Raw genomic sequence first — 11660 nt, forward strand, 5'->3', positions numbered from 1 at the left:
CCGGAAAAGAAACAACAAACGCCTACGCGAAACTCTTCCCCCAGGATTGGGGGCTGGGGGCCGAATCCTACGCCCCCGGATCAATCCCCATCGTGATGGCTTTCCAGTGCGCCTGATCGTACGGACGAATTGCGTCTTCATCGCCTCGATGCGCCTTGCTGGCCCACTCGGCGTCGCTGATTAGTGCGCGGGCGAGGGCGACAGCTTCGGCGTGGCCGGTGGCGACGTAGTCGGAGGCGTTGTCCGGCGTGAGGAAATTGCCGGCGACCAGACGCGGCTTGTCCGAAAACTTCTTTACCCAATCGGGAAGCCAGATGTCCGTGCCGAAGTAACCGCGCCGGGATTCATGCCAGCAGCTGATATCCCACACGTCCACGCCCGCAGTTTCCAGCGCGTGAAGAAATTCCGCAAGAGAGTCTGGAGTGACCGGGTTGTCGGCAGCGGCGGGATCGTCGGAGTGAACGCTGAACCGATAGATCAGGGGAACATCGGGGCCGATCGCCTCGCGCACGGCTTTGGTCACGGCGGCGGGGAACGCTGTCAGTTCACCCCATTTGTCCGTGCGATGGTTGACATCGCCGCGCCAGAACTGATGCAGCAGATAGCTGTGCGCGCCGTGCAGCTCCACGAAGTCACAACCAGCTTCAATGCTGCGCCGCGCGCCGTCCGCAAAGTCCTGAATGGCCTGCTCGATCTCCGCTTCAGTCATCGCCCGCGCTGCATCAAAGTCGCCGCGCTTCCACTCGGACGACGACAGCGGCTGATGTCCCAGTAAGCTCTCGTGGCTGGAGGCGCCGCCATGAAAGAGCTGCGGTCCAAAGAGAGCGCCGTTCGCATGCGCCGCCTCCACGCATTCCCGCCATCCTTCGGTATAGCTGTCATCCGCAATTCCAACGGCGTTCGGCCATCCACGACCGTTCTGAGCCACAAACACGGCGGCTCCAACAATTGCGCCGATCCCGCCTGCTGCCCGCCGTCGATACCATTCAACGATCCACGGCGTAATATGTCCCGATTCCGTCGCCTGGTTCAATGTCATCGGCCCCATCACGATGCGATTGGGCGCCGTGACGCCATGGGCGAGTGGAAAGGGCGTAAATAGGTTATCGTACATTGGGTGGGTATCCTTGGCGTAGCTGTCTTAAAGATGCAACAGCGTAAGGATGGGTGAGGGTTCCGGAATAAATCTTCTCGATGATATCATCACGACGTTCACTTTGCCCAAGGTATACTCCTTCCATATCGTTCATCAAAGGATTTTCATGCACTACTTCGTTCGTGTCGCAGCACTCTGCGCCGTCGTCTCCATATTCGCGGCGACTGCGGCGTCCGCCGCTCCTTTTGTCAGTGTGAAGGGGTTTTCACTCGATCCGCCGGCGCACTGGAAATTGAAGGATACTAAGGGAGATCTTGGATCTGTTTGGACACAGCCAGGGTCTCCGAAGCCTGCGACCTTGAGTGTTATCTCCAGGCGTGTTGTCGGGCTCCCAGAAGGGGAAGATGCTCTTTCCCGAGGGATGGAAATCCTGGTGACGACATACCAGAACTCTCTGCCGGGATACAAGCTAATCACGCGTGGAGTGACCACACTGGGCGGCGAACGAGCGATATTTCTCGCTGCGACCGAGAGCGGGGTGGGAGGCAAGGGGCTCGTGAAGCTGCGCCAGGTAATTACGGTGCACAATAATCTCATTTATGTTGTCACTTGCGGCGCGCCATCCCCAAGCTTCGCGAAGTTTCGTCCCGTATTCGATCATGCGCTGGAATCGTTCAGCTTCGCGACCTCGAACGGCGGGACTTTTACCAGTCCAGACGGCTATACGGTCGTTCCGCCCTCCGATTGGACCATAAAGCCTGCATCTAGCGGCGAGGATGCGCGTTTCGTGGAGCAGGGGGCGGCTGTCTTCGCGGCGAACATCGGCATACATGTTTCGCCGACTTCCGCCGGCGCCACGATCGAGCAGGTTTATGATTTTCGTGATCAAATCAACACGGGACTTGCAAAAGAACTGCCCGGGTTTACGCTGGAAGGTGAAGGCCTGGAGCCTATTGGAGCGAACCAGGGATTGTACATTATCGCCCCTGTCCAATTCCCATCCATTTCGACGCCTCTCTGGATGCGTACTGAGCTGCTGATCCACAACGACAAGGTTTACAAATTCACTTGCTTATGTAAGCAGGGCGAGTACCCACGCTACGATAGCATTTTCAAGTCGGTGCTGCAGTCAATTCAATGGACAGAACCCGCCAAGACAAAAGCAGATGCGGCGCCTGCTGCAAAATCAGACAAATAGCGCCAATCTGTTTCGGCTGACCAAAATAAAACAGCCGCCTCGCAATCGCGAGGCGGCTGTTGCTGCTTGACGGGCTCTCTTATTTGAGGCCGATATTCGGGAAGCCGGGCTGGCCGTCGAAGGTGTAGAGGTTCTCGGTCTTGATGACGTCGAGACCGCCGCCGGTGACGCTGGTCAGCAGAGCGATGATCGCCGCATGGTCGATCGTGGCGCCTTCGGCCGCGAGGAAGCGGGCGCGGTAGTGGTCCACAACGAACGTCTCGGAGACGCCGCCGGGGTACACGCGGGCGCCGCGGTTGGTGATGACGCTGAGCTTCAGCGCGTCCGTGCCGAGGGTGGCCAGTTGGTCGCCCAGTTCGTTGGGCGTGCCGGCGCGGTAGTCCAGGAACACATCGACGCCCACGGCGACTTTCTCCTCGATCTTCGAGGGGCTGGCGACGGGGATCTTGAACGGTTCGGCGGCGGCGTTGTAGGAAACAGCCTTGAGCGTTTCGGGCTTCTGGCCGAGGCGCGCGACGACGGCCTCCGCGAACTCACGGGTGCCGACCTTTTCCTTGGAGACGCCTTCCTTGAAGATGTCGTAGGTGTGGACGCCGTCTTCGACGGTGCGCAGCCACGCGTTGTGGACCTTTTCGGCGATGTCGGCCTGGCCGATATGCACCAGCATCAAGATGGCGCCCAGCAGCAGACCCGACGGGTTGGCGAGGTTCTGTCCGGCTCGGCGCGGCGCGGAGCCGTGGATCGCTTCGAACATGGCGCCCTGCGCGCCGATATTCGCCGATCCGGCGAGGCCGACGGAGCCGGCGATCTGCGCGGCGACGTCGGAAAGAATGTCGCCGTAGAGGTTCGGCATGACGATCACGTCGAAGTTCTCGGGCGTGTCCGCCATCTTCGCGGCGCCGATGTCGACGATCCAGTGCTCGTTCTCGATCTCGGGATACTCGACCGCGATCTCGTCAAAGACCTTATGGAAGAGACCGTCGGTCATCTTCATAATGTTGTCTTTGGAGAAACACGTGACTTTCTTACGGCCATTAAACTTCGCGTACTCGAAAGCGTAGCGCACGATCTTTTCGCAGCCGGGGCGGGAGATCAGCTTGAGGCACTGCACGACATCGTTGGTCTGGCGGTGCTCGATACCCGTGTAGGTGTCTTCCTCGTTCTCGCGGACGATGACCACATCCATCACCGGATGCTTCGTCTTGATGAACGGGGCGTAGGAGACGCAGGGACGCACATTGGCGAAGAGGCCCAGCATGGTGCGCGCGGTCACGTTCAGGCTCTTGTAGCCGCCGCCCTGCGGCGTGGTGATCGGGGCCTTCAGAAAGACCTTGGTGCGGCGCAGGGATTCCCACGCGCTCGGCTCGATACCGGCCGGATTGCCGCGCAGGTAAACCTGCTCGCCGATCTCGACTTCCTCGATCTCCAGACGCGCACCGGCCGCTTCCAGGATGTGCAGGGTGGCGTCCATGATCTCAGGACCAATCCCGTCGCCTTTAGCGACCGTTATCGGAGTTTTCTCAGACATTGAATATCCTCGGGTTGAAAATTTTAGATGGCGGAGGCGGCTTTGCAGCGCCGTTTTGGCTCCCAACAGTATAGCAAGAGGGGCAAGGGGTTGTCAAGCGATGAGGGACCTATTCCCCCGGCGCTTTAGCGCGCTTCCTCCTTTTTCCCAGCAAGCCGCTTCGCGGGGGAAAAGGGTGCTGATAACTCATATCCAGGCGAGTTTTATCGTGTCCTGAGAAGAATTTCTTACCCGAAAGCCTCCTCACAAAACACGGAACACTTGCCTGGATCACAGTTACGAACGCCCCCTTTCCCGCCCGGAGGGCCGAAGCCGGGAAAGGGGGAAGCCGAAGTTTACTTCGGCGGGGGGATGGGCCCGATCCTGTCAAATGGGATCGCCTGAAACCCCAGCTTAAACGCCGGCGATTTCGACTTCAGGCGGTAATCGCCCTGCTTCTCATTCACAAACAGCGGATCGGCGTTGGTGAGGTTATTGCTGATGGTGATGCCGGGCTTGGCCTTCTCGGAAAGATCCAGCCAGGTAGTGCAGCGGACGCTGATGTTATGCCGAATCGTGTTGTATTTGGGCGCGTTAGGGTCATCCTGGAGAATGTTCGCCAGGTGCGGGTAGCGCGTGCTGTAGGGCGGCTTGTCGTATCCCACGGCAGCGAGGTTTGCCTGCATGTTCCAGTCTCCGCCAGGAAGAAGGGATTTTGCGGCCCAGCCTAACCCGCGATCATCCAAGGAGATCGCGGTGCGGCAGTCCACGAAGATGTTGTTGTCGAGGATGTTGTCACGGCCGCCGCCGACCAGCGCGCCGCGCCCGGCGCGGACGCAGATGTTGCCGAAGACCGTGGCGCCGGCGGCGGTGTCGTCCAGATAGATCGCCTGAACGTCGTTCACCCCGCCGGCCTGCAATCCCTTGGCGCCGCCGAGGTCATGGAAGTAGTTGAACCGGACGATGTCGCCGCGCATCGTCCAGTCGCGGCCCATATAGAACGCGCCGGAGTCGCCTGTTTCCTGGCAGACATGGTGGATCTCGTTGTATTCAATGACGTGATCGTTGCCGCTGAGTAAGATCGCGTTGTGCGGCGCGTCGGAGATCAGACAGTGCGCGATATGGTTGCCGACGCCGCTCACCACCACGCCGGCGCGGTAGGTGCGCGACCAGCGGCTGTAGCGCTCGATGCGGCAGTTTTCGACGAAGTTACGGCCAGGCGCGAGCGTCTTGCGGTCGCCGCCGCTCAGAATTACGCCGCCGTCTCCGGTTTCGGAAATTCGGCAGCCGCGCACGCCGCTGTCCGTCGTGTCCGATATCTCCGCGCCGTGGTTACCGCAGTCGCGGATCGTGCAGCCATCGATAACGTTCCGCGCGCCGCCATTGATGGTGACGGCGCGGCCTCGGCAGTCCTCCAGGGTCAGCCCACGCAGGGTGACATTGGAGACATGGTCCAAAACGATCAAATCGTTCGCGATCGAAACAACCGCTTTGCCAGTAGGTGCATCGCCTTTCGGCGGCCAGAAGTAGAGAATCCCGGTCTTGCGATCCAGATACCACTCTCCGGGCGCGTCCAACTCCTCCAGCAGATTCAGCGCGTACCAGCGCCGGGCGCCGGAGTAGCCGAAGGCTCCCTTGCCGACCGTCGTGATTTCCTTCTTCTGGGTGTCGATCGTTTGAATTTGTTCGTAGCTGTCGGCCCAATCGAAGGACCAATATCCATGCACCCAGGCGTCCTCGGCCTTCGTCCAGCGCGCGGGGCGATCGTCGGTGTATCCGAAATGCTGCTCGGCGCTCTCAGACTCCTTGCCGCCTGTCATCGCCCAAGAGCCTTCGTTGGGCCAGCGCGCGAGCGTCATCGGCGCGTCGTTGTAAAACAGCTCTAGCGCCGCATGCGCCAGTGGGCGGCCAAAGCCGCGCGAAACGATGGCGCCGTAGTTCGTAACACCCTGCGCCTTGAGATCAGACTGCCAGACATGCGTTCGTGCGGACGGATCGATACGGTCCAGGACCGCATTGTCCGTGACGCGCGTCCAATTCGCGACGCTTTGTCCGCCGGTTACCCGGACTGTCTTGCCTTTGGCGGCTGCGTACGTGACAGGTATCGGTGAGAGATCGTCCTCTGGACCCAATTTCCACGTGTCGCGCAGGGGATAATCGCCTTCGGCAAGCCAGACCGTAACGCCCTCTTTTGGCAATTTGCTCGCCGTCTTGAGCGTCCGCAGGCGCGCCCGCGCGCCGTCCAGCGTCGCCATCGGAGATTTGGACGAGCCTGTGGCGGCGTCGCTTCCTTTGGGCGAAACATAGAGTGCCAGTGGCGCTGCATGCGCGGCTGTTGTCAGAGCGGCTAAAGCCAGGATCAGCAGGACAGGCAGTTTCATGATAAGCCTTTTCAAAATGAGGTTTCTCATGCGCTATTCGCTATTGAGACGCAGTTTTCCTTAAGACCCGTGGCCGATGCAAGATTAGCAAAAAATAATTGAGTTGAGTAAGCGTTTTTATGAAATCGCAACAGGAAATTCGCCTGCGTGAGTATAAATGTAATCGGTGTTCGGTAATGCAGTCATTGCGTGTATTGCCGGACAGTTCTCTCAATCGCTTCGCCGCGGCTTAGTCAGCGTGGTTATCCTCAATCACTTAAGGAATGGAGAAATTCCGTGTCACTTATTCAAAAATCGGGAAATCATGAGGCTCGTAGGGGAGTCGGCAAAACACGCAGGACGGCGACATGGATTGCGCTGACCGTGACGGCAATCGGCGTAATTGCCGTCGCCGGATGCGGTGGTTCTGACGACGATGGCGGTGGAGGCTCATCGGGCCTGCCGTCCTCGACGGCATCGCTGGCGCAGGTCCAGCACGGCCGCGATCTCGTGACAACACTCGGCTGTATCGACTGCCACTCCCACGGCGTCAATAACCCGGGCGCGGCGAACTGGATGTCCGGCTATACCGCAGGCGGACAAGATCCTGGAACCTTCGACATTGGGCCGTTTAAAACATATGCGCCCAATCTGACGCCGAGCGCCACGGGGATCGCTGATGATACGGACCGCCAGATCTACAATGCTCTGAAGCACGGGCTGGACCCAGGAGCAACTCCCGACGGCGTGATTACCGGGGACACGCCTGGCCAGGGCGGCTTCCCCGCCGCGCCCCACTATCTGGCGCCTCCGATGCCCTGGACCTCCACACGCCATCTCTCTGACAGCGACCTCTGGAGCATCGTCGCCTATCTGAAGCACGGGATTAAGGGCGTCGCCAATACCGTGCCGGACAGCCAGGGCCCGCCGGACTTCTGGGCGAGCAGCTACACGCCGGACAAGGTCGGTCCGGTCACCCTGCCGTCTTACCCGGCCACCGGCGAGCAGTTCGCTCCTTAGTCGCTGTGCTGAGCGTTAAGCCGTGCGATCGGAGCTCCGAACGCACGGCTTTTTTGTTTACGGACGAAGGGAATGGCTGGCGATTACGCCAGCGGTTTACAGGTGGAGCGTTCGATTAGCTGGGTCGGCAGAAGCACATGCTGGAAGGATCGCGCGGCGGGATCGGGGGACGTCAGGCGCTGGAGGAAGATCTCAGCGGCGCGCTGGCCGATGCGCTCGAATGGCTGACGGATCGTCGTGAGAACGCCTGGACGAGGAGAGTATCGTTCGCTGTCATCGAACCCAATGACGCTGATCTGATCGGGGACGTGGATGCCGCGCGTTTCCAAGTGCTGGATCAGAAAACTCGCCGAAAAGTCGTTCAAAGCAAAGACGGCGGTTGGAAGAGGCGCTTCCTGCAAATAACGGTCGAGCCGATCGTTTAAGTTCGTGCTCCGGTGGTGCGGCAGAGTCCAGAGGCGCTCCGTGGAAGATAAGCCAGCGTCCAGAAGCGCATCGCGATAGCCGGCCTGACGCTGGAGCACGGAAGAAACGGGTTCCGAGTCGGTCAAATGGGCGATACGCGTATGTCCTTGAGCGATCAAGTACTCGACGGCGTCGCGGGCGGCGGTGTAGTTGTCGATGCCCACGAAGTCGCAGGGGGACTCGGTGTCGCATCGATCGACGAACACGACCGGATGTCCCAGCTTCTGAATGCGGCGCCATCGGGCGAGCGTTTCCGGGGCAAGCGTTGGCCAGACAATCGCGCCGGCGATGTTTTCGTTTTCCACCGCAGCGCAGGCTTCCTGCTCCAGCTGCTCCGGCAGCGTGGTCGCCAGGTTGATGTCCAGCACGAGAAGCCGGCACGGGGTTTCCTGCGACCGCAGGACGCGGCTGATTCCGCGCATGATCTCCCGAGAGGCATAGTCGCCGTCGTGCTGCGGCAGGACGATGGCGATGGTGTAGGGATGAGTCGTGGGAGCGCTTCGAGCGTTCGTTCGGTCTCCGGCGGGCTGAGAAACGCGGGGACGGCAGCCTGCGAGGCGGGTGATGCGGCCGCTTTCCGACAGGATCGTCAGGGCGTCGCGCACAGCCGCACGGTTGATCCCAAGCTCCTGAACCAGATCGCGCTCTGTCGGCAGCCAATCGCCGGCGCGGTACACGCCGCCGGCGATCCGCTCCTCAAGAATGGTGAGCACCTGGCGCGCGGTCGGAGAAGGGCCGCGGCGGTTTTTGGAATGTCGCGAAGTTGCGGGACGTTCTGCAAGCATAGTTTGTCCAAAGCGGTGATATTGGTACAAATATTATACCAAAGTTTCGCCGTCTTTGCCAGCAAGATCAAACAAACCCGGCCTTCGTCCGAAATTTGGACGAAGGCCGGTCATTCGTGGAATGTCGTTAACGATTACAGGAATCACCGTAGCTGTTCGTACCGCTGGCGCCGCCTCCTCCACACTCCGGGTCGAGCCAGGGCGTGTTGCCGTAATACCATGCCGATGGGCGCATCCATTTCGCGTGCCCATCGAAGAAGGCGACGACGCTGCCGTCGGTATGGCGGATGGAGGGGGCTCCCCAGTCATCGCTGGTTCCCGTGACGAGCGAGGGACCAGGCGTGAAGCTGCCATCCTTGACCGGATCCTCAAGGATCCAGGCGAATTTCTTGACGGGGGAAGACACCGTGACATACGGGGCGGTAGCGGTTGCTTGGACGGCGCCGTCGGTCATGAAGACCGTTGAAGCGGGGGATTGCAGCTGAGCCAGAGAAATATGCGGGTCATTGTTGCCGAGCCCAATGCGTACGGTAGCGATATAGCTGCAGCGCTTGACCGGATACTGTGTATCGTCGATCCATCCCGGTGCGCCGGCATTGTTGTTGGAATCGTCTGGGCATGTGTAGACGCCGGTGCTTTTGATGTAGGGATAGATCGCCTGATACCAGCCGATGTTGGTTCCGGCGCCGGTATCCGTATAGAGTACGGGGAACTGTTCGTCCACATCCTGGCTGTATTGCAGGACGCCGAGCAGGATCTGCTTCTGATTGCTGAGACAGGAGGTCTGGCGAGCCTTCTCGCGGGCTTTGGCAAAGACAGGAAACAATATCGCGGCAAGAATCGCGATTATTGCGATAACAACTAATAACTCGATCAATGTGAAACCAGATCGCTTGTTCATAAAAGACTCCTTCATGATAAATACACGGGCATTGACTCGCCGTGACCGCATGTACAGTCGTTCATCTGTCTCACGGCGTTGTCGGTGTGCGAGACGTCTCTGGCTCCCTATACAGATATGACCATGTTGACCAAAGTCTGTAATTTTATTATACCAAAGGTGTGAGCTGATGTCAATGGTAAAATTTTGTCCAATATGCTCTGTGGGAGCTGCTCTGATTATAGGTCCTTTAACACACTTCGTCAATCTGGAGAATGTGATATTTCTTTATGGATATGTGATAATTCATGATTTTATGACCAAAAGTTTTTTGGTCATAAAATCAGTCGCTGTTTTTTGTTTAACCCTTGCTGAGTTTGATCCGCTTCAGGTTCATGACCGCGAAACCAGGCTTACTGGTCGGCGTAATCCGGAGAGTGTGCGCGCCCGGGGTCAGCGTCAGCGTTCCCGGCAACGGCACGGTCTGGAAGTCCGACCATCCCGATGTGGCCGCGATCGACCCGGTAATCCCCGTTTCGAGGCCGTCGAGACGCAGCGAGTACGCCGCCCCCTCCGTGCCCGGTTCGCAGGAGTATTCCAGCGCCGCCTGATAAGCGCCGCCGGCGTTCGCAGGGACGGAGATCTTCCATTCGGCTGCGTCGCCGGCCTCGGTCCAATATCCCAGGTTCGCGCTATCGCCGGCGCCTTGGAGAGCGATTGTGTCTCCCACGGGGGCCGCGCTCGCGGCGCCGAGATTGAAAGCGCCGTCGGCTCCCGGCGTGACGACGGCGGCCGTTTCCGTCACTGCTGGGGGGCCGGCCAGATTCAGAGCAATCGTCGTGGAAATGGGATCGAGCTTGCTTGGTCTGGAGATCGTCACGGTCCCATCCGTGTTTTTAGATACTGTCAGCTTCTGACCGGTGGCGAGCGCCTTCGCGTTCTTCACGGGAGTTTGGAGGCCCGGCAGTGTCAGGCCGTTCTCCGGCCAGGAGAAGACATGGAGATAAAGCGTATTCCCTTTGACGGTGGCGCGGCCTTCGAATGGGAGACGCTTGAACGGGCTGGCCTGCGCGCCGTAGATGCTCTGTCCATTGACCTTCAGCCACGCGCCCATCTGCTTGAGGCGCGACACTTCCGGTTCTGGAATGATCCCCTGGGCGTCGGGGCCGACATTGAGCAGATAGTTGCCGCCCTTGGAGGCGATGTCGATCAAGTTGCGTGTGAGGTCTTCCGTGGACTTGAAGTCGAAGTCGTCCGATCGGTAGCCCCAGGTCGTGTTGATCGTCATGCACGATTCCCAGTCACGGCCCTTAAATCCCGTCGCGGGCACATGCTGCTCGGGCGTCTCGGTATCTCCCGAGAACCCGCCGCCCAATCGGTTGTTGTAAATGATGTTCGGCTGAAGCTTCAGCGATTCGACAAACGGCGCGGCGCGCTCTGGCGTCATGTCCGTATCGGTATCAAACCAAAAGCATGAGATCGGGCCATATTTGGTCAGCAGCTCGCGCACCTGCGGCACGGCGATCTCGCGCAGATACTTATCATAGTCGCCGTCCTGCGCCTTGTCCCAGTGACCATCCCACGCGGCTCCCCCGGGATGATGCCAGTCCTGAGACTGCGAATAATAGATTCCGAACTTAATCCCCTTTTTGCGGCACGCGGCGACGAGCTCGGCGACAGGGTCGCGATGGAACGGCGTGTCGTCGAAGATGTTGAACGGGCTGGCCGCCGTATGGAACATGGCGAAGCCGTCGTGGTGCTTGGCGGTGAAGATCAGATACTTCATCCCGGCGTCCTTCGCGGCCTGGGCCCAGGCGTCGGCGTTGAACTTCGACGGGTTAAATTGCGGCGCCAGCGTCGCGTAATCCGCCACGGGGATTTCCGCATTGTGCATGATCCACTCGCCGTATCCCTGCGTGTTCACCGCGCGGCCGCCGACCGGCTTGCCGTTCCAGAACCCTCCGGGCACGGCGTACAAGCCCCAGTGAACGAACATTCCGAAGCGCGCCTCGCGCCACCATTTCATCCGCGTGTCCCGCTGCGCCTTGGTTTCGTGCGCGTGCGGGTCGTCGACATTCGTCATCGTGGCCTGCGCGGCGGCGTGTTTGGTCGAGATGCTGGTCGAGATGAGGCCTGCGAGGGCGAGTATTGCAATGTGATTTGGTTTCATGGTTAGTTCTTGTTTAAGGGCGCGGCGTGGTCTTTCGGGGCGCCCTTATATGACCCACCCCGGCGCTTCGCGCCACCCCTCCCATGAAGCTGGGAAGGGTGGGAAAAAGATTCTCGGACGAAAGCCCCCTGCGACAACAAAGCCTAATTACCCTTCCCTGCTTCAAGGGAGGGGTGGCG

At 59.7% G+C, this 11660-nt stretch carries 8 protein-coding genes; 2 read left to right on the plus strand and 6 right to left on the minus strand.

Annotated features, from left to right (window positions below; genetic code table 11):
- Nucleotides 1–67 precede the first annotated feature (67 nt).
- Entirely contained in the window at nucleotides 68–1114 is a 1047-nt protein-coding gene (locus tag ABIZ35_RS14620; protein ID WP_348220654.1) for an NADH:flavin oxidoreductase, read from the minus strand.
- Nucleotides 1115–1262: 148 nt separating this feature from the next.
- On the opposite strand from ABIZ35_RS14620, the gene ABIZ35_RS14625 reads away from it, so the two are divergent.
- A complete protein-coding gene (locus ABIZ35_RS14625) occupies nucleotides 1263–2294 on the plus strand; it encodes a hypothetical protein (protein WP_348220655.1) in 1032 nt (343 codons plus the stop codon).
- 79 nt (nucleotides 2295–2373) lie between these two features.
- On the opposite strand, the gene ABIZ35_RS14630 is transcribed toward ABIZ35_RS14625, so the two are convergent.
- Together ABIZ35_RS14630 and ABIZ35_RS14635 are read right to left on the minus strand one after the other, a co-directional pair.
- Nucleotides 2374–3822 (minus strand): NADP-dependent isocitrate dehydrogenase, encoded by a 1449-nt coding sequence (locus ABIZ35_RS14630; protein ID WP_348220656.1) that lies wholly within the window; start codon nucleotides 3820–3822, stop codon nucleotides 2374–2376.
- A 335-nt stretch (nucleotides 3823–4157) separates the two neighbouring features.
- Nucleotides 4158–6182 (minus strand): right-handed parallel beta-helix repeat-containing protein, encoded by a 2025-nt coding sequence (locus ABIZ35_RS14635; protein WP_348220657.1) that lies wholly within the window; start codon nucleotides 6180–6182, stop codon nucleotides 4158–4160.
- Nucleotides 6183–6458: 276 nt separating this feature from the next.
- Here ABIZ35_RS14635 and ABIZ35_RS14640 point away from each other — a divergent pair, with 276 nt between their 5' ends.
- Nucleotides 6459–7181 carry a hypothetical protein gene (locus ABIZ35_RS14640; RefSeq protein ID WP_348220658.1) on the plus strand — a complete coding sequence of 241 codons (723 nt, stop codon included), beginning with the start codon at nucleotides 6459–6461 and terminating at the stop codon, nucleotides 7179–7181.
- An 83-nt stretch (nucleotides 7182–7264) separates the two neighbouring features.
- On the opposite strand, the gene ABIZ35_RS14645 is transcribed toward ABIZ35_RS14640, so the two are convergent.
- The 3 genes from ABIZ35_RS14645 to ABIZ35_RS14655 form a co-directional block, all read right to left on the minus strand.
- The gene (locus ABIZ35_RS14645; protein ID WP_348220659.1) at nucleotides 7265–8431 is read right to left on the minus strand and encodes a GntR family transcriptional regulator; all 1167 of its coding nucleotides are present in this window, start codon (nucleotides 8429–8431) and stop codon (nucleotides 7265–7267) included.
- Between the two features lie 127 nt (nucleotides 8432–8558).
- A complete protein-coding gene (locus ABIZ35_RS14650) occupies nucleotides 8559–9332 on the minus strand; it encodes a DUF1559 domain-containing protein (RefSeq protein WP_348220660.1) in 774 nt (257 codons plus the stop codon).
- Nucleotides 9333–9672: 340 nt separating this feature from the next.
- Entirely contained in the window at nucleotides 9673–11481 is a 1809-nt protein-coding gene (locus ABIZ35_RS14655; protein ID WP_348220661.1) for an alpha-L-fucosidase, read from the minus strand.
- Between the last annotated feature and the right edge of the window lie 179 nt (nucleotides 11482–11660).

It is taken from the genome of Capsulimonas sp., from assembly GCF_039929585.1.
GTDB lineage: Bacteria > Armatimonadota > Armatimonadia > Armatimonadales > Capsulimonadaceae > Capsulimonas.